Consider the following 26,192-nt stretch of genomic DNA (forward strand, 5'->3'; position numbering starts at 1 on the left):
TCAACACTCTCTTAAGCTCCCCTCTTTTTTATCGCTATGTAACATCAATATGAGTCAGTTCGAGTACAGGTGAAAAATTGTGATACGCTTTTATTACTTAGGATTAATAGTCGTTTACTTGCCTTTGTTAGTTAAAGTTTGTCAATAAAAAATAGCTCAATAAAGTGCTAAGTGTCGTGCTGGTTGGTTTAAAGATTAAAGTAGTGTTAAAGAAACAAAGATCTCTTTAATAAAAAGAACTAAAATAGATGTAAATAATTATCAATGAAATAGGTGTAATCGATTATTAATGAATCAAAATTCCAATCCTTATCGTCCCTTAAGTAATCAATAATATCCAGTAAAATATCTTTATATTTATCTTTAAGATCACCACACTCATTGTCTATTTTTTCTAAAATATTCTCATGATTATTTCTAATAGTATTAGCAATGGTATATTTCATTTCATCACTATTTTCATTCTTAGTAAAAATATTTTGCATTCTTCTATTATGTTTAGTGATAAAACTCTCGTCTTCTATTGTCATTTCTTTAGCTTTAATAATATCTTTTTTTTCTAATACTCCTAATGTAAGCATATCATCTACAAACTTTTGAACGTCTTCATTATTTCTTAATTTATTAGTTAGAAAATTTAATATTGACTTTTTAAAAGCATCGTTAATATAGTTTACCGTATTAAATTCCATTGCTTTATCAATAAAACATTTAGTTATATTGACAATAAACGCTTTATCCATCTCCACCGAATAAATATTATACATTATAGTGACTAAATTCATTATTGAATTAATTAATTCATTATTATCTTTTCTATTAATCACTTTACAAATACAACTTAGTTCCATATCAATATGTTTTTTATAGTTAAAATCACTATAATATACCATATCATCACACTTTGGATGATGTTTCTTCAATTGTTCAAACATTTCTTTTGGATAATGATTAATTACATTGAAAGCAATGTTCATTATAGTAATAAAGTCTCCTTTTGTTTTTGATTGTTCATAAAGATAATATTGTATTAATCTTTTAGCATCATCATGACAATCATTTTTTATTGCATAACTTAAAGTTAAAAAAAATGTATCTAAATGTTTATTCTTAAAGCTAACAAAATCTGAGTTAATTAGCTTACAGTTTTTAAAATATACTTCCCCTCCATTTCTCATCAAAATGGATAATGTATTAATTTTCGCATGTTGACTTTTGTCTAATAGAAAAACCACCCCAACATTAATATTAAAAATACTCTTTATAAAAAATGATATTTTAGATAGTAAAGTAATCTTTTCCCTTTCAATATAAAGACTTGAAAGCGTATTTAACACATCATTGATTTTATTTTTTATTTGGTATTTCTCTTTTATATTTTCATCGTATTTTTTTATTGAAGTAACGCTATCAAAATTATTTTTTATATGCATAAAAACTCCTTATCTCATAGTAAAACTATCTTTTATTTATCTACATATTCATACAAAAAAAAGCCCTTATTACTAAGGGCTATAAATATCAAAAAACAAATAAGGTTTAGAAATTAATTTTCAATATTGCATTAATACCACTCGAATTGATATCACTATTATATTGACCTTGATAAGAGATACCGAAAGTGGTTGATTTACATAACTGCGCATCAACACCTAGACCAACACCAAATAAATTATCTAGTTTACCACCTCGTAGTGATGCCTCACCTGAATTGGATAACCATAGACGTGATTCAGGGCGATTATCACCAAACAGATGGCTTGCTGATATATCACCTTTTAATGCCATATTAATATTGCCTGCCATAAATGGATATCCACCACGTAAACCAACCGTAGCAACTTGAATATCTTGTGCATCTGTTTTAGTGGTAAACTTCATATTACCCACATTTTCATTGATATTATCAGTGGATACTCTTAACCAACTAAATCCAGCATAAGGTTCAATTGAGTACTGGCTAGTATTCAATTGAGTATAAGCACCTTCTAAAAAGAATTGACTAATTTTCGCATCGTAACTGGTTGAGTTATAACCTGCAGTTTGTCCTATCCAGAGTGTTCTTTTGGCATCTCTATCTTGGTTTGTATGTGTAAATCCATAATTTAATGAGGCAACATCATAAAGATTAGAGATCCCATAAGCACCAATATGAATATCATTACTATCTATCTTTCCATATTGATTACCTTTATATTTGGTGGAGCCTGCACCGAAAAATAGACCCGCTTTAGTATTTTCAGTAACATCAATTTCAGCACCTAATAACCCAACATAGAAATCAACATCCATATCACTGTGGCCATAATCCGTCTTACCCCACTGACCCATGCCGCTGATCCAAATACGCGCATTACTATTACCTAGTTGTGCATGACGACCATCACCGATACCAATAGCCTGATCTTTCACTGTACGAGTTAAACCCAATACATTAACAATACTGGCATTATTGGCATTTAAATACATATCACTACCCAATGATTGATAAGTGGTTTTCAGATCATTTTCATTCATCGGTAATACAGCATTAAATAGCTCACCATCTCCTGTATTATCTAATGCATTAGCAATAGCACGACCATTTTCATTATCAGCAAAGGTGGCTAAAGTCGTATTTTCTTTCTTAGTTAAACTACCACTGATGGTTTTATCTGTTATCGTGATATGTTTATCAAATAAAGCATAATCATTATTGGTGACAGTCGTGGTTGTGGCTGACTCTGCAACCACACGGTTACTGGCTAACATTTTCGTTTTAGTGCGATTATCAACTAAACTATCTGTATTCACCTCACCGACAACAACACTATTATTAAGATAAATATCTTTTAGTTGCCCAACATTATCCGCCCCCACATCAATATCGGCTCCTTGATTAAGCACTAAGTTACCAATATTAACATTGTGTCCTGCGGTCACTAAATAACGACCTTTATCATTAATATTAATGTTTACTTTATGGTTTTGGTTTGAGGTTAATTGGCCTTTTTGAGTAAAAGTATCGTTATAACGCTCAATAATACCTAATTTCCCACCATTAACATTGACGGCTTGTGTCCCAAAAGATCCGCTAAAGCCATATAAAGTACCTTGTTCGACAGTTGTACCACCACGGTAACTATTATTTCCCGTCATGACTAACGTACCTTCGCCTCGCTTCACCAAAGCACCATCATATAAGCCAGCATCAATTTTAGCTTGAATAGCATCAGCGCGTTTTTGGTAATATTCTTGACGCCATTTTTCAGCATCTTCTTGGCTAACAATATGCGATGTAGGATCAGGATTGCCATCATTAATCACAAAATCAGTACCGAGATGATAATCACCTCCTGCCGCAATACCTTTTTCGGTATATTCTTTCAACCATGCGAGATCTTCTTGCTTACGTAGATCTAAAGCTGTTTGGGAAATATCATTAGTCCACACATCAAGCGGTGTCGCATTTAGGTTATATTCAAATTTACCTAGCAATTGACCCGGACCATACATCCCTTTATCTAAATCTGGTGTTCCCCACCCATAACGTACATCAGGAGTACCTTCTGCGGCCGTCCAGCTCTCATATAAAGAGCCATCAGGATCACGATGGTTAGCGGTAGTGAACATGACATCACGAACTTGAATGGCGTTCATGGAAGGATAACGAGACATTAATACTCCCATCGCCCCCGTCACATGAGGAGCTGCCATTGAAGTACCACTAAAGGTATCCCAACCTGGATTCCCCTCTTCATCAACCACTGTAGAATAGATATTTCGACCCGGTGCAACCACTGTCCACCATTTTGCATTACCCGCTTCATTGAAGACTTTTTCTAATACATAACCGGTGTTATCCGCATTTTGCTTCAATCCCGCCACCGCAATCCAATGCTGTTCGGCTTCGGGATTAAAATAAGGATAAAGAGGACGATAATAAGGTTGAGCAAAGTCGCGATTACCCGTTGTAAAGACCTGAACAACATTCGTTCCTTTAACTGCATCATAAGCAGCATCAACAAAGGAAGGTTTATCACCATAGACTTTTTTAAAGTAGAAATATTCGTATTCTGTCTGTGCCGTGGTGTTAACTGGCATATGTATCGTGGTATTACCACCATCAGGCCCCTCTGTTTTATCTGTATTAATAATGCGCGGGTTAGTCCCCCAGCTATTATTAATCACTTGCGCACCCGCGTCGACCATCGCTTTCCAGCCAGTATAGAAATAGGTATAGTCTTGATAAGGGCCATAGTTATTGCTGTCTGTTGCCCCAGTATTCCCTAAATAAATATCAGCCCCCCACGCCACACCATGCATACCATTACCATCACGGTTAGCCCCCACAGTACCAGTGACATGTGTGCCATGGGTATCATTCACCCCTTTGATCCAATTACCATCAACATCAAAGACTTGGCCTTTTTCATAATGTCCGCCCATTTCTTGTGGATAGCGCATTCCCGTAGAGCCATATTCACCTTTGGCTTTTACTGCATGAAAGCGTGATCCACTCAGCTCTTGATGTGAGAGCAGTGCACCAGAGTCCATCACCCCGACTTTAGCACCTTGACCATGAAAACCCAGAGCATAAGCACTAGAGGCATTCATGGCTGCAAGCCCCCAGTCTTTTTGATATTCAGGGCTTTCCCAACTTTGTTTATTACCTAATTGTCCAACTTCTGAATATGCAACAGCATAGCCAGAAAAAAGAAGTGCCGAAGTAATAAGGGAGAGTTGAAATAGAGAGTTTGTGGTATTTTTTTTCTGATTAATGGGATGGTGACTTAAAGCTATTTCTTTGTTCATTCTGTACCTTCTGTTATGTTGAAAGGGATAACATTAATTAAGGAATAAAAACAAAAGACGTAGCGATCCTCTCTTTTTTATAACAATAATTACTTGAGGGATCTCTCAAATATACGAAGCTAAACCACAAAAATAGATAGATTGCCTAACAAATCACAACTTAATAGTTTAATTAAACAATTTTAAAACATAATCCAATATTATATAAATAAATAGATTTAACGTTTTCTACGGTAATACCGACAGCTTTCAATAGCTAAATAAAGCTGATAAAAAGCAAACCAATAAAAAAACAAAATAGCTAAATTAATTAACAATTTATTTTATAATCTGATTTAGCTATTTAATTCTAGTATGAAAAATTTATTTTTCTTAATTTTATAGTAATAAAAAAAACAGTATCTTTATTTTAAAAATACTGTTTTTATTTTAATTTTTGACGTGATATTACTTAATTTTTATTCTGATGACGTGATTTCCATTTGCCCCGCAATCCCTTTATCCGCATTTTCGAGTATTTGGCTATAATAAACAAAAGGGAAATGAGAATAAGAAGGCTGTTTTAGCTCAACTAATAATTCACTCTGTTTTTCGATCCACACTGTATCTTTCCAACCAAAATCAGCAGGCGCTGGTTTTTGTCCATCATGATTAATCACTTTAAAACGTGCACCTTCAATATGAAAAGGTTGTGGTGTTTCCACTGCCACTAACCAACGTTCCCAGCCATTTTGTTTACCGACAAGATCGATCCTTGATAACTCCCAACGCGCATTATTAATACCTGGAGGACTGTTTTGTAATTGGATCGTTCTCGGTTGAATTGAGGTGGTAATTTGTGTGTTATCCACCACCAACTGTTGTGGAACTTTATCGGTAACCAGTGACATCAGTCCAGTAGGCTTGATGGTTAGCACATTGGTATTGCGCAATAAGTTAGAAGGTTCAAAAATACCACGTAATCTATCCATAAATCCGGCACTTTGCCCAGCAGTGATAGTCACTTCTTCGCCTTCTGATAGATCAATAAGAATTTCACGTCGCTCACCCGGTGCCATAGGAATAGATTTCAATTCTACCGGTGATGTTAATAAACCTTGATCAGAGGCTATCAGATAGAGTGAGCGACCATCATTCGCCGATAACTCATAACGTCGAGCATTCGAGGCATTAACTAAGCGTAAACGAATCCAACCTCTTGATACTTCAATATAGGGATCTTCACAGCCATTCACTAATAATGTGTCACCATAAAATCCCTCTGTCGCGGCTTCTTTGTCGTATTGTGGCGTTCCAAAGTTATCAAGGCGTTTATCTTGAAGAATAATAGGAAAGTCATTTACCCCATAATGTTTAGGCAATGGTAACGATTTGCTCTCTTCGTCTTCAACAATCCACATGCCTACCAATCCGTTATAGACATGAGGCGCCATTTTAAAAGGCGTATTCGCATGATACCAGCAGGTGGTCGCTTTTTGACGAATAGGCAACACCGGTGACCAATAGGCTCCCGGAGACATCATCCTTGCAGCTCCACCTATTTGTGTTCCCGGAACTAATAAGCCACTTACGGTCATAGAAACGGGTTCATTAAGGCGATTGCTATAAATCAGTTTGACATCATCACCGCTTTTTACTTTGATTGTCGGACCCGGCATTGAGCCATTAATGCCCCAGACTTCTGTTTTTTGTGTGCCATCAAAGGCCCAATGCACTTTTTGTAACGTTACAAAAAGAGGCTGACCATTACGTGATTCAAGTAATGGGGGAATAGGTAGTTTTCTATCACTAACTGATCCTGCACGAACAGATGAAGATAATGAGCCCAGACATACCGCTAAGCCTGAAGCCTGTAAAAACTGGCGACGACTAAATGACATACTTTCTCCGCAACAAAATACCCATATTCCTATCCCACGAGTGAGGATCAACTGATAGGAAAAAAGCTGCTGTGATATTTAAAGACAAAAGACTTAAATCAAATTATGACAGCATAATAACGCGGATATGACATAAATCCTAAAAATAGTTGATAACTTAGTGCATTTTAATTTATTAAAGACAATATCCGTCCGAAAATCGGGATATATTCAAACGATCAATCAACCTATAACGTTTATTGTTAGCCATTATAAAGTATATAATTAAACCATTAAAATCATGATGTTATAAAAATGCCAAATCTAATCGATTTGGCATTAGGTATGATAAACAATTAAATAAATTACAGACTGTTAATTTAACTTACCTGCAAAATCGCGTTTATTCATTTCTTCCACTTCTTTATCAAGCTCTTCAATTTTAGCCTTCATGATCTGACGACAATCTTCAGCTAATTCTCTCACCTGATCTTTGTTATATTTTGATACATCAATGGGAGGCAACATTTCAACAATAACGTAGCCATTATTCCAGCGATTTAATTTTATCTTACCTTGTGTGGTAGAGACACAAACAGGCACAATAGGCACCCCCGCTTGCATCGCCGCGTGAAAAGCCCCTGTTTTAAAAGGTAATAAACCACGTCCTCGGCTACGTGTTCCTTCAGGAAACATCCATACAGAGATTTTTTTCGCTTTGATTTGCTCTGCAACCTGAGTGATGGTGCTATGGGCTTTAGAGCGATTACCTCTATCAATCAAAATATTGCCAGTGATCCAATAAAGCTGTCCAAAGAAAGGAATAAACACCAAGCTTTTTTTGCCCACCGTCACGGTATTAGGTTGTACCGCATTCGACATTGTCACCATATCAAAGTTATTTTGATGGTTACCAATATAGATACTGGGTCCATAACTTTTAGCTTCTTTAGGAAAACGCTCAACTAATTTGATCCCAAAGACATGTGATAATTTGCCGAATAAACGTCCATAAGTCATTACGTGTTTCGGATTTCTGGGAGAAAACATGCAATAGATCATCCCAAAAGTCACCACAATAATGGTGTACAGAATGACAATAATGCCTCGAATAATGGCTAGCATAAGCTTTTAGCGTCCTAATAATAAGTGGGTCATATGACCCACTAATCTACATTGAAAGTTAAAATTAATGAGTTTCGATATCTATATGATCGATACTTTGTGCACCACGAGGGAGCGAGGTTCCACGACGACCACGTTTGGCTTTAAATGTCTGTAATTCATTCATCGACATCGTGAGTTTACGTTTACCAAAATGCAATGTAACACTGGCATTTTCTGGTAATACCCGCAACCAAGCGACTTTATCTTCACCACTTGCAGCCTGTGAAGCAGGAATAGAAACCATTTGGTTACCTTTTCCTTTTACCATAGTTGGCAACTCAGAGGCTTCAAAAATCAGCATTCGCCCACCCTGAGTAATGATCATGATCAAATCACTCAATTCATCATTTAAGCGTTGAGGTGGTAATGGTAATGCATTTTCAGGTAATGTTAATAATGATTTACCAGCTCTATTTTTAGAGGTTAAGTCATCAATACTACAGATAAACCCATAACCAGCGTCGGATGCCATTAAGATCTTATCGCTACTTTCCCCCATCACTACATGACGTAATTGAGCCCCTTTTTGGACTTTTAATCGTCCAGTTAAATCATCACCTTTACTACGGCCTGATGGTAATGCGTCAACATCAACAGTATAACTTTGACCCGTGGTATCAATCAGATGTACCGCTTGATTGCTCATTCCTTCAACTGCGTCAAAATAATCATCCCCTGTTTTAAAGCCCACTGATTTCGCATCAATGTTATGGCCTTTTTGGCAACGGATAAGCCCTTTTTCGGACATGATCACGGTAACCGCTTCAGGGTGAAGATGTTTTAATGGGATAGGCTCATCGCCAACATCACCACTAAAATAGCTAATCTCTTCTGCTTTTAATGTTTGTTGTTGACCATCAACAGTAAATGTGAGGGCTTCATTTTTTGCTATTAACACGATTTGTTCGATAACATCACTTTGCTCTTTGCCTAATGCAACTAAGCGAGTGCCTCGACCTTTCTTATTCATCTCATTTAGATGTTCTGCAGATATCGCCAGAATACGTGTTTTATCGGTGATAATAACTAACCAATGTTGATTGTTTTTCTTTTCTGCATCGACTAAGAAAGGCGCTAGCAATTCTGTTTCATCTGAAACCGTTAACAGCCCTTTACCGGTTTTATTTTTTGTCTCCATCTCTTCATAACTGAGTACAGAGCCATAACCCTCTTTCGTTGCCAGTAAATACTCCTGTTTAGCGGCTCCCGCTAACATATATTTTACGCTGGCGTCAGGGGGGAAGGTCAATTTACCGGTTAAAGGCTCACCTTGGCTACGGCCTGATGGCATGTCATTGGGACTTAAACTATAGCTTCTACCCGTTGAATCAAGGAACAATACTGGCTGGTTGCTCATACCCCGTACCGCACTATGATAACTGTCTCCGGCACGATAACTCATGGTACTAGGATCAATTTCGTGCCCTTTCGCACTACGCACCCATCCCATTTCAGAAAGCACAATAGTCACAGGCTCTGATGGCAACATATCTTGTTCATTAACCACTTTCGCCTCTTCTTGAGGTCGAATAGGAGAACGTCGTTCATCACCAAACTCTTTAGCGTCTGCCTCTATCTCTTTTTTCAATAACGTATTGAGACGGCGAGGAGAATTTAACAGTTTTTCAATACTGTCGCGCTCTTTTTCCAGTTCATCACTTTCAGCTTGTAGTTTTATCTCTTCAAGCTTAGCTAAGTGACGTAAACGTAACTCTAAAATCGCTTCTGCTTGAATATCTGATAATGCAAAACGACGCATTAATTCCGCTTTTGGCTCATCTTCATAACGGATGATCTCAATCACTTCATCAATATTGAGATAAGCGATTAATAAACCTTTTAGAATTTCTAAACGGCGTAATACTTTTTCTAAGCGATGGTTTAAACGATTGGTTACGGTTTGACGGCGATAAACTAACCACTCATTTAAAATGGTTAATAGCCCTTTCACAGCAGGACGGTTATCTAACCCAATCATATTGAGGTTAACGCGATAACTTTTCTCTAAGTCTGTATTTACAAATAAGTAATACATGACTTGTTCTAAATCGACGCGATTACTACGAGGAACAATCACCAATCGAGTAGGATTTTCATGATCTGACTCATCACGTAAATCATCAACTAAAGGCAATTTTTTCGCTCGCATTAATGCAGCAATTTGTTCAAGTACCTTAGCACCAGAGACTTGATGAGGGAGAGCTGTTATCACCGCACAACCCTCTTCTTTTTGCCAAACAGCACGCATTCTAATAGAACCACGTCCTGTTTTATAAATCTTTTTGATATCCTCAGGAGCGGTGATCACTTCCGCTTCTGTTGGATAATCAGGTCCTTGTACATATTGCATAACATCAGATAACCCAGCATCAGGATTATCTAATAGCATGGTTAATGCTTGGCCGATTTCCCGCGCATTATGTGGCGGAATATCCGTTGCCATACCGACAGCAATCCCCGTTGTCCCATTTAATAAAATATTAGGTAAACGAGCAGGCAACATTTTTGGCTCTTGCAGGGTGCCATCAAAATTGGGGATCCAATCAACAGTACCATGTCCCAATTCGCTTAGCAGGATCTGTGAATATTTAGATAAGCGAGACTCGGTATAACGCATAGCTGCGAAAGATTTTGGATCATCCGGAGCCCCCCAGTTACCTTGCCCATCAATTAATGGATAACGATAAGAGAAGGGTTGCGCCATCAATACCATGGCTTCATAACAGGCGCTATCACCGTGGGGATGATATTTACCTAATACATCCCCCACTGTTCGTGCTGATTTTTTAAATTTAGCACTGCTGTTTAAACCTAATTCAGACATCGCATAGACGATACGACGCTGTACTGGCTTTAACCCATCGCCAATAAAAGGCAATGCACGATCCATAATCACGTACATTGAATAATTGAGATAGGCATTTTCCGTAAATAAGTGGAGCGGTTGGCGCTCTACACCATCATGAGTCAGTTCACTCATTCAATATTTTCCTCAGACGCTTGGTGAGTTCCATTACACTTCGATGTCAACTTCGTCGCCTTTTTCTTGCAACCAGTTACGGCGATCTTCAGAACGTTTTTTGGCAAGTAACATATCCATCATGCCCAACGTTTCTTGATAATTTTCATCATCAATCACCAATTGCACTAAACGACGTGTATTAGGATCAAGCGTTGTCTCACGTAATTGCAGTGGATTCATCTCACCTAAGCCTTTAAAGCGTTGCACATTTGGCTTACCTTTTTTACGGCTAAGGCGTTGCAAAATAGCGTTCTTTTCTGCTTCATCAAGGGCATAACTCACTTCTTTACCTAAATCGATACGATAAAGAGGTGGCATAGCCATATAGACATGACCTTGCTTTACTAATGCCGGGAAATGACGAACAAATAAAGCACAAAGCAAAGTGGCGATATGTAAACCATCGGAGTCCGCATCCGCAAGGATACAAATTTTTCCGTAACGTAATTGGCTTAAATCATCACTATCAGGATCCATCCCGATCGCCACAGAAATATCATGCACTTCTTGTGACGCTAATACTTCATCAGAAGAGACTTCCCAAGTATTAAGAATTTTACCACGTAGAGGCATAATCGCTTGATATTCACGATCGCGAGCTTGTTTAGCAGAGCCCCCCGCAGAGTCCCCTTCAACTAAGAAGAGTTCGGTATAACGTAAATCTTGCGAAGTACAATCTGCTAATTTACCCGGCAATGCAGGCCCCGAAGTCAGTTTTTTTCTCACCACTTTTTTAGCCGCACGCATACGTCGTTGCGCACTACTAATAGCCATTTCAGCGAGTAATTCACCGACTTGAACGTTTTGGTTTAACCATAAACTAAATGCATTTTTTACTGCACTAGCAACAAAGGCACTGGTTTGACGTGACGATAGACGCTCTTTGGTTTGTCCTGCAAATTGAGGATCTTGCATTTTTACTGATAACACATAAGCACAACGCTCCCATGTATCATCTGCGGTTAATTTAATGCCTCTTGGCAATAAATTATGGAATTCACAAAACTCGCGCATGGCATCTAATACACCTTGGCGCAAACCATTAACGTGTGTACCACCTTGTACGGTTGGAATGAGGTTCACATAACTTTCTGTGAGTAAATCACCGCCTTCCGGCAACCAAAGCATTGACCATTCAACGGCTTCGTTATCACCTTCAAATTTCCCTGTAAATGGCTCTTCAGGCAGGCGAACAAATTCAGCGACAGCTTCACTTAAATAGTCAGTTAAACCATCAGCGTAACACCACGTTTCTTGGGTATTATTGACTTTATCGGTAAAAGAGACATTGACGCCTGGGCACAACACCGCTTTGGCTTTTAATACATGAGATAAGCTTTTTGATGAGAAACGAGGAATATCAAAGTAAGTGCTATCCGGCCAGAAATGAACACTGGTTCCTGTATCTCGTTTAGCACACGTACCTATTTGATGTAGCTCTTCAACTTTATCACCGTTCTCAAAAGCAATTTGATATATTTTGCCTTCTCGGCGCACGGTGACTTCAATACGCTTTGATAACGCATTAACCACTGAGATCCCGACACCATGCAAGCCACCAGAGTATTGGTAGTTTTTATTGGAGAATTTTCCTCCGGCATGAAGATGGGCAAGGATCAGCTCAATAGCAGAGACTTTCAGTTCTGGATGGATATCAACCGGCATTCCTCGCCCATTGTCGATAACCTCAATAGATTGGTCTGCATATAAGATAACTTCGACCTTGGTTGCATGCCCCGCAAGCGCCTCGTCCACGCTATTATCTATCACTTCCTGTGCCAAATGGTTCGGTCTAGTGGTATCGGTATACATACCAGGACGCCGACGTACAGGCTCTAGACCATTAAGAACCTCAATATCCTTTGCATTATAACTTGATTGAGTCATTGTTTTAATCTGCGGTTCACTGTTTGAGAATACTGTTTATAATAACAGGTGTTAGCGGTAATATGATATTCATTTTTGAATTGAGACATCAACCCCAGTATTGCAGGTTAATGAGTCGAAAACGATGTTATTTTCAAAAACTGAACAATTTCCGGGAAAAAACGTTCAAAATTAACAAAAGCATGGTTTCCTCCCTGCTCTACTGTTTGCTTACAAGCGCCAAGATATGAAACCGCTTGACGATAATCAAGTATTTCATCTCCAGTTTGTTGAAGCAACCAAATAAGATCGGGGGAAGTTATCGTAGGAATACGTAAGGCAAGTAACTCATCCATATGGTGAGGTGCTAATCTATACTTTTGATGAGTATAAGGATTTTCATTATCGCCTAAAAAATCCTGTAGCAAATCAAACGGGCGAACCGCAGGATTCACCACCACTGCAGGTAAATGAAAACGTTGTGATAACCAAATAGCAAGATAGCCCCCCAGCGACGAGCCAATTAATCCTAACTTATCATTGGCATTATCTTTTACTAATTTTTCAATTAATTGAGCGGCTTGCTGAGGATAAGGGGGTAATTGGGGTACAAGTAGCTCAATATCAGGATGAGTGACTGATAACCATTGTTTAAACCCTTGCGCCTTGGCTGATTGAGGCGAGCTATTAAAACCATGTAAATAGAGGATACGAGACATGACTTAATAGCCATCCGCGTCAAGATCTGGACAAAAATCTTTACCCACTAGACGATGTACTTGAGTATCAATATTCCTCTTACCCTGTGCAGATAATGATAACTCTAAATAGCGCCAACCCGGCGAAACGGTATCTAAAGAAAAATTAGTACAATGCGGGCGAAACTGAATACAGGTAGAGGGTGTTGCTAATAAGCGAATACCATTCCACATTTCATCCATTTCTTGATGAATATGACCACATAGCATCATTTTTATTTGAGGGTGATCTTTAACACGCTCAGCTAACTGGTGAGAGTTTCTTAAACTATGTTGATCTAACCAAGTACAGCCAGAAGGCATCGGATGATGATGCAATAAGATCACAGTATCTCTTTCTTTGTGGCTTTCTAGACAGCGAGTTAGCCAATCTAACTGACAGTCAGATAACTCGCCATGGGGAACACCTTGAATTTGGCTGTCTAATAATAACAATTGCCAATGTTCACCAATTAACACTTGTTTTGCCGACAGAATGCCTGCCTGATTTAAAGCATCAATCATTGCTGGTTGATAATCATGATTACCGGGTAACCACACACAAGGTGAAGGTAATCTTGCAATCCCATCAGCAAAATGCTGATAAGCTGCAAAGGATTGATCTTGAACTAAATCCCCAGTAGCAACAATCAAATCAATCGATAACCCTTGCTGTTTAATCGCGTCCAATACCGCATGATAGCTACGATAGGTATTAATTCCCAACAAGGTATCATCCACATTAGCAAAAAGGTGGGTATCTGTGATTTGTAATATTCTAACGGTGTGTTGTTGATCCACCGACAATTCAAGCTGGCTTTCCAAAAGGTTTCCTTGTTTCTCTCTTACTAGCCGTTATTTTAACGTAATTTTGTATTAAAGATCTGCCACCCAATACACATTTCAAAAGATTATTGAGAAATATTCTCGCTACCAGTCACATTTTTTATCTCTTATGTTCAAGCTTAATCGATTGTATATTCATATACTTTAAAGATAATTACGTCATTTATCATATCTTTTCATAGTGACGAATAAAGTTTCTTTTGGCAATTATCACAACCAATCTTTTCTTAAGGTGACATGATGAAGCTGTAACCACTGAAGTGCGATGACGGAAGCGGCATTATCAATTATCCCTTCTTCAACCCATTGATAAGCCTGCTCTCGGCTGACGACATGAACACGAATATCTTCATTTTCACAAGCTAGCCCATGTATGCCTGTTGCTGTTGTGGCATCCACTTCCCCTACATAGACATACATCCGCTCACTGGTTCCTCCGGGGCTTGAAAGGTAACTTACAATGGGCTTACAACGACCTATTGTGATCCCCGCTTCTTCTGTGGCTTCCCGTCTTACCACCTCTTCAGGGCTTTCTCCTTCTTCCACCATGCCGGCAATCACTTCTAATAACCAAGGTGTTTGACTGGTTTCATAAGCTGGAATACGAATTTGTTCGATTAATACAACTTCGTCTCGTTTAGGATCATAAGCCAATAAAACACCCGCATGACCACGTTCGAACACTTCTCGCTTAACTTCGGCACTCCATCCTCCCTTAAATAAACGGTGTTTGAAACGATACTCGTTCATACGGAAAAAGCCTTTATAGAGTGTTTTTTTACTTATCAGCTCAACATCATTACGTGTATATAAAAATGGTGTATTTTCCTTTTTGTTCATACAATATTCCTCTGGTTATACTTAAGTCTTTTTTTATTGCATACGTTTAATACAGATTTAAAGATATTTGCCCGCAAATCCTGTAAAGTTAACCTAAAATAAAAGGATATGGCACAAATGGCTACCCCTACTTAGGGAAACAATCTGCTAGAATTGTTTCTATACAAGATTAACAGAGGCAACTCAGCGAAACTGTTGCAACAAGGAATTAAAATGAAAAAACTGCTCTCTCTTTTAGTCACGATGAGTTTGGCAGGGTTCAGCACTGCAAGTCAGGCTGAGGATCTGCTACAAGTTTATCAAAAAGCAAAGGACAGTAACCCAGAATTACGTAAGTCATTAGCTGAACGCAATCAAGCTTTTGAGAAAATCAATGAGGCACGTAGCCCATTATTACCACAATTAGGATTAGGCGCTTCTATTGATTATAAAAGTGGCTATCGTGATGCTAAAAATACCGAGTCTAACTCTCTTGGTGCGAATTTAACGCTGACTCAGACTATTTTTGATATGTCTTTATGGCGTCAATTGACCATGCAAGAAAAAACGGCGGGTATGAGTGATGTTACCTATCAAACAAGCCAACAACAGCTTATTTTAGATACCGCAACAGCTTATTTTAATGTTCTGCGTGCCATTGACTCCTTATCATTTATTGAAGCACAAAAAGAGCAGGTTTATCGCCAATTAGATCAAACTACACAGCGTTTTAATGTAGGACTTGTTGCGATTACTGACGTACAAAATGCGCGTGCAAACTACGACAGCGTGTTGGCACAAGAAGTGGCTGGACGTAATGAACTGGATAACGCATTAGAAAAACTGCGCCAAGTCAGCGGTGTGTATTATATTAATCTGGCTTCACTTAATATCGCACGTTTTTCCACCACTCCACCAGACGCCATTGATAAACTGTTAAAAGACGCAGAAGAGCGTAACTTAAGTCTACTCAGTGCTCGTTTAGGTCAAGATTTAGCCCGTGAAAATATTCGTTTAGCGCAATCAGGCCATTTGCCAACCGTAAATTTAAATGCTTCAACGGGTGTCTCAAACAGTCATAATCACGGTAGTGCTTTACCACCAGAAACACCTGCTAACAGCCGTAATAGCTATAATGGTCAAAGCAGCATCGGACTCTCTTTAAGCATTCCATTATATACAGGTGGCAGAACGAGCTCACAAGTAGAACAAGCTCAATATGGCTTTACCAGTGCCAGTGAGCAGTTAGAATCGGTATACCGCTCTATCGTACAAATTGCACGTTCTTCTTATAACAATATTTCAGCCTCCATCAGTAGCATTAAGGCCTATCAACAAGTGGTTGTGTCAGCGCAAAGCTCTTTAGATGCAACTGAAGCTGGCTACCAAGTGGGTACTCGTACTATTGTTGATGTCTTAAATGCGACCACAACGCTTTATGATGCTAAACAAAAATTATCAAGTGCACGTTACGACTATTTGATTAACCAATTAAATATTCAATATGCACGTGGTACCTTAAACGAAAATGACTTAATTCAGTTAAATAATGCGTTGGGTGAAGAGATTTCCACTTCCCCTGACAACATTATTCGTCCATTAACAAGTCCCGTACTGAATACGACAAATTAATCGTTAATAGACACCGTTAACCATCAAAACCGCTTACAGTGATATACGGGTAAGCGGTTTTTTTATACACTAGCGAGAAAAAACATTTTTGGTTACAAATAGATTAAAAATAAATTCACCTAATGCCCATTACTTAAATTTATAAATAACCTAATCATTATTTGTTTAATAAATAGAGGATTTAGCTGATTTCATTGCCATTATCCCTATGAAGATCACAAATTTCTGCTAATCGCTGATGATTAGGTGTTTCTTATTTATTTTCTAACCTATTTAACCTATCCTAGCTTTTATTTTGAACGTTTTACTTTTTATGGATCTTACCAATATGACAATGAAACGTACCAAATCGATTAATCGCGATGCTTTTCGTAAAGCATTTCGCCCTTATCGTCTGGCGCCTGTTGCCATCGCCATCACCGCGGTATTCGCCCTTTCAGGGTGTGAAGAGAGTGATGAGACGGTTTCACTGTATATGAATGCACAAGAATGTGCGCAAGCGAATCCATCACAAGCAGCACAATGTGAAGATTCTTACCGCACGGCATTACAAGAAGCGCAACGTACTGCACCTAAATACGCAACAATGGAAGATTGTGTTGCTGAATTTGGTGATGCGCAATGTACACAAACTGCCTCAATTGATGGTAACCCCGTTAACACCGAAAACGCCAATAACCTCAACCCTGATAGTTCACAAATGGCACAAGCTAACTCTGGTGGTAGCTTCTTTATGCCACTGATGGCAGGTTATATGATGGGGCGTTTAATGGGGGGTGGCGCACCAGCACAGCCTTTATTTAGCTCACGTAATCCAAGCAGCCCAGCTAATGGTAAGTTTGTTGATGCAACGGGTCGTAACTATGGTCCTGCTGTCGGTGGTCGTCAAATGAACGTCCCTAAAACAGCCATGACTCCAAAACCATCTACAACATCAACCATTACGCGTGGTGGCTTTGGTAATACCGTTTCACGACAAGCGGCAGCTCAACGTGCAAGCGCGACAAATAACAACCGTAGCTCAACAGGCTCCTCTTCATATCGTGCAGGTGGTTAATTAAACCATGAAACGCGAACAAATTATTGAACGTCCTGATTGGCGCGAAAAAGCCACTGAATATGGTTTTAACTTCCATACCATGTATGGCGAGCCTTACTGGTGTGAAGATGCTTATTATCAATTTTCAATGGAAGAAGTGGAAACATTAGAAGAAACCACGGAAGAGCTTCATCAGATGTGCTTACAAGTCGCTGATAAAGTGGCTAATAGTGAAGAGCTATTGACTCGTTTTCAAATTCCTCGCCATTGCTGGGATTTTGTCCGTGAGTCATGGAAAACCTCGCAACCATCGCTTTATTCACGTCTTGATTTAGCTTATGACGGTAAGGGGCCGGCAAAATTACTCGAAAATAATGCCGACACACCAACTTCATTGTATGAGTCTGCTTTTTTCCAGTGGATCTGGCTTGAAGATCAAATCAATGCGGGTCGTTTGCCACAAAATGCCGATCAATTTAATAGTATCCAAGAAAAATTGATCGACAGATTCGCTCAATTGCGTGATCAATATGGTATGCGTTATCTGCACATGTCATGTTGCCAAGATACGCAAGAAGATCGCGGTACCGTACAATATTTACAAGATTGTGCAGAAGAAGCAGAAGTCACTACCGATTTCGTTTTTATTGAAGATATTGGTTTAGGTGAACGGGGTGAGCTGACCGATCTACAAGACCAGATCATCAGCAATATGTTTAAACTCTATCCTTGGGAGTTTATGTTCCGTGAAGATTTCTCGACCAAACTTGCTGATGCAGGGATCCGTTGGTTAGAGCCAGCTTGGAAAAGTATTATTTCCAACAAAGCGTTACTGCCAATGCTGTGGGAAATGTTCCCTAATCATCCTAATTTATTACCGGCTTATTTTTATGACGGTAAAGCGCCAGATTCATTATCACGCTATGTCATCAAACCGCTCTTTTCACGAGAAGGGGCGAATATTCGTATCGTTGAAAATGGTAAAGATATCGCTGTTGCTGATGGCCCTTACGGTGAAGAAGGCTTTATTGTTCAGGACTTCCATCCACTGCCAAAATTTGGTGATAGCTATACATTAATTGGTAGCTGGCTAGTTAACGACCAATCTGCAGGTATTTGTATTAGAGAAGATAAAGAGCTTATCACGCAAGATCTGTCTCGTTTCTATCCACATATTATTTTAGATTAATAACGCAATTGCTGTGATAGCAAAACTTATTGTCTAGCATTGCCCCCCTCCCCGCCCTGAACTAAAGGGCGGGGTTTTATGGCACACCTAAAAAATAAATTTAGCCTTAACATTCTATCAATTAGTTTTATTGAATATTTTACCCAATTTGAAAGGTCATCATGCTAAGTGATTTATTAATAATATCATTATTTAATAAAGTTACTTTTTCATCCGGCTGTTTTAAACCGAGTAGATATAATGCAGGTAAAAAATGTTCTGCTGTTGGGTGTGCGAGTTGCCCTTCTTGCGTTGATAAAATGGTAAAAAGCGCTTCAGGCACTTTATCACTTTGTAAACAGCGCTCTACTGTTTCACTAAAAGATAATGCCCAAGAGTAAGGCTCTGCTTGGTCATTTTGCCAATCCATCATTCTTAAATTATGAACGATATTTCCACTGCCAATCACTAATACACCTTCTCTACGTAGTTCAACCAGTTTTTTTCCAAACTGATAGTGCCACTGTGGCGATTGGTTAGCATCAATACTTAACTGAACAACAGGAATATTAGCATTAGGGTACATCTTCTCTAATATTCCCCAACTACCGTGATCGAATCCCCATTGCTCCATATCCAGTTTTAATTTCATCGGATCAATCAGATCTTCAATTAATGCAACGAGACCAATGGAGCCTTTTGCAGGATATTCTATTTGGTATAACTCTGGTGGAAATCCATAAAAATCATGAATTGTTTTAGGATGAGTCATCGCTGTAATATAAGTCCCTTGCGTATACCAATGCGCTGAGATGACTAATATTGCTTTAGGCTTAGGCAGTGTCTCTCCTAACGTCGTCCAGAGGCGAGTATATTTATTATCTTCCAATACATTCATTGGACTGCCATGTCCAATAAATAGCGCTGGCATCAATTTTCTGTCCATAATCACCTCTTATCATCTTGCTATCTATGGCATTTAGCATACTGCCTTCTTACTTGAAATATAGTCAAAGAAGTGTGAAATAGTTATTCAAAAAATATGAAAAAGCCACTTAGGGAAACTTAAGTGGCTTGAATAAGTGTGTGTGTGTTTTCAGTGTCGTTTTAACTTGTTAATTTCAGCCCGCTTTCTTCTCCTCGCGAAGACGATAAGCCACTAAATCTTCAATCGTTAACACTGGCATATCATGCTGTTTAGCAAAGGTGACAACTTCTGGCGCTCTGGCCATGGTGCCATCGTCATTGGTTAATTCACATAACACGGCAACAGGTTTAAAACCCGCTAACGTTGCTAAATCAATAGAAGCTTCAGTATGTCCACCACGTGTTAATACACCACCAGGTTGTGCTCGTAATGGGAATACGTGACCTGGACGATTTAAATCACTTGGTTTTGCATTATCAGCAGCAGCTGCACGTACTGTCGTTAAACGGTCTGCTGCTGAAACTCCCGTAGTCACTCCTTGGGCCGCTTCAATAGTTACCGTAAATGCGGTATGAAAATGACTGGTGTTATTTTCTACCATCATAGGTAAATCGAGTTGTTGACGGCGCTCTTCGGTAATACAGACACACACAATACCACTGCCATGACGAATAGACATCGCCATTTGTTCTGTGGTCATGGTTTCTGCGACAAATACCATATCGCCTTCATTTTCACGGTTCTCATCATCAAGCACCATCACACCTTTACCGGCACGAAGGGCTTCAAGCGCACGCTCAACACGCTCTAATGGAGAGCCAAATTCGGAAAGTAGCGTCTGATTCATGGTAAAAAAACCTCAATAATTAATGAAAGTTACCAGAACCAGGGCAGTCTTAGGAGTGGATCTCTGCTGTATAAATAGACAAGCAGAAACAACAGGAATGGATACAAGGATCCCACTGATGCTATTTTATTCTCTCCCATCCAGACTTTAACTGTCGGCTCCAGAATTACACTGGATCTGCTGACCTTTGCATCACATTGGTAATACAAAGCGCTCGCGGGCTTTACCTGATTATTCAGGTATCTACCGCCGGTGGGGACTTTCACCCCGCCCTGAGATAAACAGGGAAACTATACGCTTTAAAATAATAAGAGGCAATCCCAATCCACAATAACCCTTGTCAAATCACACTAATCTGTTATTGATAGGCAAATAATTTAACGATTTATCATAAAAATATAACAATAATATCGATATCAGGTTTTATTCCCATAGCCCTCATATTACACTTAGCATAGCTTTCTATTTTATTGTGAGGACTATCCATGCTGGACCCAAAAAAAATTGAACAAGTCGCTCGCCAAATCCAAAATGTACTACCACAAGGTATCAAAGATTTAGGTGATGATATTGATAAGAAAATCCGTGCAATACTTCAATCTCAATTAAACAAATTAGATTTGGTTAATCGCGAAGAATTTGATGTGCAAACACAAGTGCTGTTACGTACTCGCGAAAAATTGGCTCGTTTAGAGCAACGTTTAAATGAGTTGGAAGCAGGGCAACAAACTGAAGTAGCCCAAGTTGAAATAACTGAAACTATTGTAGAAGCAAAAACTGACGATAAAGCATAAGCTATCACAATATGATCTATTACTCCCTGTATCACTGCAAAAGATACAGGGTAGTTTATTAAAAACAGAAAATTAGCACCCTAGGTATCACTATTCCAATTATAATAAACCGCAAAGTGATATCCCGCTATCTTCGCTCTCTTTAAAATTAGTGCAAAGATAAGTAACAAAGCAGAAACTCATCATCAATAACGCATAAAATTAATTATGAAAAATGATTTAATATCTTAATTAATAGACTAATTAGTCCTATTTTAAGGTATTAAAAAAGCACTCATTAGAGTGCCCTTTCAATTATAATAAACAGCTTAATTATTTCTTTTTAATGGCATTAATAATATTAGTTGTGGAAATACCATCTTCAAAATTAAGTACTTTCACTTCACCACCCGCAGCCCACACCTCTTTACTGCCAGCAATGTCTTCGGGTTTATAATCGCCACCTTTTACTAAAATATCAGGCAATACTGATGCAATTAAACGCTGTGGGGTATCTTCTTCAAACGCGACAACCCAATCAACCGCCCCTAACGCGCCTAATACGGTCATTCGTTGCTCTAATGGGTTTACTGGGCGACTCTCACCTTTTAAGCGTTTAGTTGATGCATCACTATTTACCGCAACAATCAGGCGATCACCCAATTTACGTGCATTAGCTAAATAACTAACATGCCCAGCATGAAGAATATCAAAACAACCATTTGTCATCACTATGCGCTCACCACGTTGACGCGCTAAAGCAACCGCTTGTTTGAGTTGTGACTCTTCCATAATACCAAAGCCGTTATCAGCACGCCCGCGAATAGCATTTTCAAGCTCAATAGGAGAAACCGTTGACGTTCCCAGTTTCCCCACAACCACACCAGCCGCAGCGTTGGCAAGAAAGCACGCTTCCGCTAATGGTTTGCCTGCAGCTAACGCAGTAGCAAGCACGCCGATAACCGTATCTCCCGCCCCTGTCACATCATAAACTTCTTGTGCTTGAGTGGGTAAATGCAATGGCGCTTCATTGGCTTGTAATAAACTCATGCCCCGCTCTGAACGAGTGATCAATAGTGCATCAAGTGCTAAATCTTTTACTAGTTGAGTGCCCTTTTCTACTAGCTCATCATCTGTATGACAAACACCCACCACTTGCTCAAATTCTGACATATTCGGTGTTAAGAGTGTGGCACCACGGTAGCGTTCAAAATCACTGCCTTTAGGATCGATTAGTACCGGCACACCTGCTTTTTTAGCTAATTGGATCATTTGCTGTACGTGAGAAAGTGCACCTTTAGCATAATCCGATAAAATTAAGGCACCCATTGAGGGTAATGCTTGTTGAATACGCTCATAAATTGGCTCTGGAGAGACATTGCTAAATCCCTCTTCAAAATCAAGGCGGATAAGTTGTTGGTTACGTGATAGGACACGTAATTTAGTAATAGTTGGATGTGTCGCAATAGAGACGAAATCACAACGCACATTAACCTGACTTAATGTATTGCTTAATGCTTTTGCCGCTTCATCGATGCCGGTTAACCCCACCAAACGAGAATTAGCCCCTAAAGAAGCAATATTCATTGCAACGTTAGCTGCACCACCCGGACGCTCTTCTATGGTATCTACTTTTACCACAGGCACAGGTGCTTCTGGTGAGATCCGACTTGTAGGACCATACCAATAACGGTCTAACATGACGTCACCGACAACCAGCACATTGGCTTTATTAAAATCCGGCAGCGTTACTTTCATCCCATACTCCACATTATTTTCAAAAATAAGCCGAAATAATACCATAACTTGTTACGCAAAAAGCGAAACTCATCAGAATAGTGTGAACAAAAAAGAGCGTTTATTCATCTAACCATTTTTGTTTACTACTCAATACCCATTGCCGTTCTGTAATAAAACAATCTCCATCAACAACCGCAGGTAATGTTTGTAATGCAAGATGATGAAGCTCATTACGTAGGGTGACATAAGCTTGAGTTAATAACTGAGCCTCTTGTTCACTCATCACTTGGTATTTTGCCATTAATTCCAAAATTCGCACATTATCAGACCAACGGGTCAAAGCCGGATATTGATGTGAAAAGCGCAATACCAAATATTGTGCGATAAACTCAATATCAGTGATCCCCCCTGATGAGGCTTTTAAATCAAATGTATTGCTTTGAGTGGGTGCCAAATGCTGTACCATTTTTTGGCGCATCTCACGCACTTCCTGCTGTAGTACAGTTGCGTTACGTGCTAAACATAATGTTTCATGGCGAGTACGTGCAAACATCTGCTGTAATTGGTCATCGCCATAAATCATTCTTGCACGAATTAATGCTTGATGCTCCCAAGTCCAAGCTTCATTTTTCTGATACTCATCAAAGGCTTGAATAGTACTTACCAACATACCTGATTCACCGGAAGGACGTAAGCGTGCATCTACTTCATATAACACGCCGGAAGAGGTTCTGGTGCTAAATAGATGAATAATACGCTGCGCTAAACGTAAATAGAATTGGCGAGCATCAATCTGTTTTGCCCCCGTTGTCAGAATATTCATTGGGCAATCTAATAAAAAAACCAAATCTAAATCAGAACTATACCCTAATTCCCAGCCCCCTAATTTGCCATACCCAACGACCGCAAAACCTAAACCGTCTCGTTGCGCTAAATGCGCAGGTTCCCCATAGCGTTTCACCATATAGGACCATGCTTGGTGAACAACGGCATGGATAATGGCTTCCGCTAAATAGGTTAGGTGATCGCTGACTTTCATCACCGGTAATACCCCTGCAATATCCTCTGCGGCAATACGCAATAGCTGGGCTTGTTTAAATTGGCGTAATGCTTCTAAACGTTGCTCTTCATCTTCTTCTGGCACACGCAATAAATATTGACGTAATTCGTCCTGATAGGCATTTAATGGTAATGGTTCATAGAGGGAATGAGGATCGAGTAATTCATCCAATAATAATGGATGTCGTGTTAATTGTTCAGCAATCATCGGTGATGCAGCACATAAGCGCACTACGTGGGTTAATACCTCATCAGACTCTTGCATTAACTCTAGATAAGTGGTTCGACTTACAATGCCCAATAACAACGGGGTGATACGCTGTAAGATCACCAACGCTTGTGGTTGAAGACACACTTTAGCCAATAATTTAGGCATTAGCGCATCAAGCACGTCACGCCCTCTAGGCCCTATAGTACGTTTACTGATATCTTGGCGAAACAGTTGCAGTGTTTGACAAATAGCTTGCCTATCTTCTGCCGTTAGCCCTTGATGAAAAAGCGTTGCGCTATCAGGTAAACGCCCTAATAACCATAATCGCTTAAATTCGCTGACATCTTCTTCATCTTCATTTTCATCATCTTCGCCAATCAGTTGCGTAAAAATAACGGAAACAGCCTGCATTTTTTGGTTAATTTGTTGATAGAGCATTTGCCAATCGTCAAATCCCATCGCAAACGCCAGTCGTGCCTTATCTTCAAGATTGTCAGGTAACGTTTGTGTTTGTTGATCCGCAATAGATTGAAGAAGATTTTCTAATCGACGTAAGAAAAGATAGCTATCTGCTAACTGTGATGTTTCTTGTGCAGAGAGTAATTCCAATTTAGCAATGACATTAAGCACTGTTAATAGTGAATGACTTTGTAGCTCAGGCTCTCTACCGCCACGAATTAATTGAAAAACCTGAGTAATAAATTCAATTTCACGTATCCCCCCCGCCCCAAGCTTTATATTATCAATCATCCCTCGACGACGTACTTCACGACTTATCATCGATTTCATATTACGAAGAGATTGGATCACACTAAAATCGATATAGCGACGATAAACGAAAGGGCGCAACATTTGGCGTAAGATTTGGCAATACTCTTTTTTTTCTGCCCCCAAAACACGCGCTTTTACCATCGCATAGCGCTCCCAATCACGCCCTTGCTCTTGATAATAATCTTCAAGCGCGGCAAAGCTCATCACTAAAGGGCCACTTTCGCCAAAAGGACGTAAACGCATATCTACACGATAAACAAAACCATCCATTGTATGTTGATCTAACACTTTAATCAGTTTTTGCCCTAATCGGGTAAAAAACTGAGCATTATCTAATTCACGTCGCCCACCTTGAGTCACACCATTTTCAGGATAGGCAAAAATAAGATCGATATCAGAAGAGAAATTCAGTTCAAATCCACCTAACTTGCCCATTCCCAAAATAAGTAATGGCTGAGGTTTTCCCTCACTATCACAAGGCGTTCCCCATTGTTGGCAACATTGCTGATATAGCGTATCTTTGGCGACACTAATCAAGGTTTCCGCGAGTACACTCAATTGTTTGAGCGTACAGGGTGTATCACAGAGTTGGAAAAATTGTGACCATGCAATACGCACTAATTGTTGATGACGGAACTGTCGTAAAATGGCCATCAAGTCATCTTCATTATCAACATGAGTGAGTTGTTGCTTTAATTGAGATGAGTAATTTTGCCACTCATCACTAACAGGTGGTGTTTGTCTGATTTCCGTTAACCAGTGAGGATTGACACGTAAATGCTCGGTTGCAAAGGGGCTAAAGGCAAAAAATTGCTGCTCTCGCTCACTAAAAGGGGCAAGCTCGTTGAGCTTTGTAGAAAACGTGCATTGTGCTTTATCCCATAATTGTTGAAACACACTGTTAGCAGACATAA

17 protein-coding genes and 1 riboswitch are annotated in these 26,192 nt (G+C 39.2%); of the genes, 4 read left to right on the forward strand and 13 right to left on the reverse strand.

The window, feature by feature from the left end; all coding sequences use genetic code 11:
• Positions 1–239: 239 nt before the first annotated feature.
• The 9 genes from HMPREF0693_RS11425 to nudF all read right to left on the reverse strand — a co-directional run bounded on the left by HMPREF0693_RS11425 (position 240) and on the right by nudF (position 15,131).
• Complete coding sequence (locus HMPREF0693_RS11425; protein ID WP_004245547.1) at positions 240–1,433, reverse strand: hypothetical protein; 1,194 nt, start codon at positions 1,431–1,433, stop codon at positions 240–242.
• 106 nt (positions 1,434–1,539) lie between these two features.
• Entirely contained in the window at positions 1,540–4,794 is a 3,255-nt protein-coding gene (gene pta / locus HMPREF0693_RS11430) for an autotransporter Pta (RefSeq protein ID WP_004245548.1), read from the reverse strand.
• 458 nt (positions 4,795–5,252) lie between these two features.
• Positions 5,253–6,674 carry a cell division protein FtsP gene (ftsP, locus tag HMPREF0693_RS11435; RefSeq protein WP_004245550.1) on the reverse strand — a complete coding sequence of 474 codons (1,422 nt, stop codon included), beginning with the start codon at positions 6,672–6,674 and terminating at the stop codon, positions 5,253–5,255.
• A 354-nt stretch (positions 6,675–7,028) separates the two neighbouring features.
• A complete protein-coding gene (locus HMPREF0693_RS11440) occupies positions 7,029–7,778 on the reverse strand; it encodes a 1-acylglycerol-3-phosphate O-acyltransferase (RefSeq protein ID WP_004245551.1) in 750 nt (249 codons plus the stop codon).
• Positions 7,779–7,842: 64 nt separating this feature from the next.
• Entirely contained in the window at positions 7,843–10,800 is a 2,958-nt protein-coding gene (parC, locus tag HMPREF0693_RS11445) for a DNA topoisomerase IV subunit A (protein ID WP_004245552.1), read from the reverse strand.
• Between the two features lie 33 nt (positions 10,801–10,833).
• Positions 10,834–12,729: a DNA topoisomerase IV subunit B gene (parE, locus tag HMPREF0693_RS11450; protein ID WP_004245554.1), complete on the reverse strand. Its 1,896-nt coding sequence runs from the start codon at positions 12,727–12,729 to the stop codon at positions 10,834–10,836.
• A 107-nt stretch (positions 12,730–12,836) separates the two neighbouring features.
• Positions 12,837–13,427 (reverse strand): esterase YqiA, encoded by a 591-nt coding sequence (yqiA, locus tag HMPREF0693_RS11455; RefSeq protein ID WP_004245556.1) that lies wholly within the window; start codon positions 13,425–13,427, stop codon positions 12,837–12,839.
• 3 nt (positions 13,428–13,430) lie between these two features.
• A complete protein-coding gene (cpdA, locus tag HMPREF0693_RS11460) occupies positions 13,431–14,270 on the reverse strand; it encodes a 3',5'-cyclic-AMP phosphodiesterase (protein WP_004245557.1) in 840 nt (279 codons plus the stop codon).
• A gap of 231 nt (positions 14,271–14,501) precedes the next feature.
• Positions 14,502–15,131 carry an ADP-ribose diphosphatase gene (gene nudF / locus HMPREF0693_RS11465; protein ID WP_004245558.1) on the reverse strand — a complete coding sequence of 210 codons (630 nt, stop codon included), beginning with the start codon at positions 15,129–15,131 and terminating at the stop codon, positions 14,502–14,504.
• A 213-nt stretch (positions 15,132–15,344) separates the two neighbouring features.
• On the opposite strand from nudF, the gene tolC reads away from it, so the two are divergent.
• From tolC to HMPREF0693_RS11480, 3 genes are all read left to right on the forward strand, one after another.
• A complete protein-coding gene (gene tolC, locus HMPREF0693_RS11470) occupies positions 15,345–16,742 on the forward strand; it encodes an outer membrane channel protein TolC (RefSeq protein WP_004245559.1) in 1,398 nt (465 codons plus the stop codon).
• Between the two features lie 328 nt (positions 16,743–17,070).
• Positions 17,071–17,799 carry a DUF1190 family protein gene (locus HMPREF0693_RS11475; RefSeq protein WP_004249472.1) on the forward strand — a complete coding sequence of 243 codons (729 nt, stop codon included), beginning with the start codon at positions 17,071–17,073 and terminating at the stop codon, positions 17,797–17,799.
• Between the two features lie 7 nt (positions 17,800–17,806).
• A complete protein-coding gene (locus tag HMPREF0693_RS11480) occupies positions 17,807–18,970 on the forward strand; it encodes a glutathionylspermidine synthase family protein (RefSeq protein WP_004245561.1) in 1,164 nt (387 codons plus the stop codon).
• 139 nt (positions 18,971–19,109) lie between these two features.
• Here HMPREF0693_RS11480 and ygiD read toward each other — a convergent pair whose 3' ends face one another.
• Positions 19,110–19,895 (reverse strand): 4,5-DOPA-extradiol-dioxygenase, encoded by a 786-nt coding sequence (gene ygiD, locus HMPREF0693_RS11485; RefSeq protein ID WP_004245563.1) that lies wholly within the window; start codon positions 19,893–19,895, stop codon positions 19,110–19,112.
• Positions 19,896–20,070: 175 nt separating this feature from the next.
• Entirely contained in the window at positions 20,071–20,724 is a 654-nt protein-coding gene (gene ribB / locus HMPREF0693_RS11490) for a 3,4-dihydroxy-2-butanone-4-phosphate synthase (protein WP_004245565.1), read from the reverse strand.
• Between the two features lie 124 nt (positions 20,725–20,848).
• Positions 20,849–21,008: riboswitch (FMN riboswitch) on the reverse strand.
• A 201-nt stretch (positions 21,009–21,209) separates the two neighbouring features.
• On the opposite strand from ribB, the gene ubiK reads away from it, so the two are divergent.
• A complete protein-coding gene (ubiK, locus tag HMPREF0693_RS11495; RefSeq protein WP_004245566.1) occupies positions 21,210–21,518 on the forward strand; it encodes a ubiquinone biosynthesis accessory factor UbiK in 309 nt (102 codons plus the stop codon).
• Positions 21,519–21,830: 312 nt separating this feature from the next.
• Here ubiK and hldE read toward each other — a convergent pair whose 3' ends face one another.
• Both hldE and glnE read right to left on the reverse strand, forming a co-directional pair.
• Positions 21,831–23,255 (reverse strand): bifunctional D-glycero-beta-D-manno-heptose-7-phosphate kinase/D-glycero-beta-D-manno-heptose 1-phosphate adenylyltransferase HldE, encoded by a 1,425-nt coding sequence (gene hldE / locus HMPREF0693_RS11500; protein ID WP_004249466.1) that lies wholly within the window; start codon positions 23,253–23,255, stop codon positions 21,831–21,833.
• A 100-nt stretch (positions 23,256–23,355) separates the two neighbouring features.
• Positions 23,356–26,190 (reverse strand): bifunctional [glutamate--ammonia ligase]-adenylyl-L-tyrosine phosphorylase/[glutamate--ammonia-ligase] adenylyltransferase, encoded by a 2,835-nt coding sequence (gene glnE / locus HMPREF0693_RS11505; protein WP_004245569.1) that lies wholly within the window; start codon positions 26,188–26,190, stop codon positions 23,356–23,358.
• Positions 26,191–26,192 lie beyond the last annotated feature (2 nt).

This window comes from Proteus mirabilis ATCC 29906 (genome assembly GCF_000160755.1).
Classification (GTDB): domain Bacteria; phylum Pseudomonadota; class Gammaproteobacteria; order Enterobacterales; family Enterobacteriaceae; genus Proteus; species Proteus mirabilis.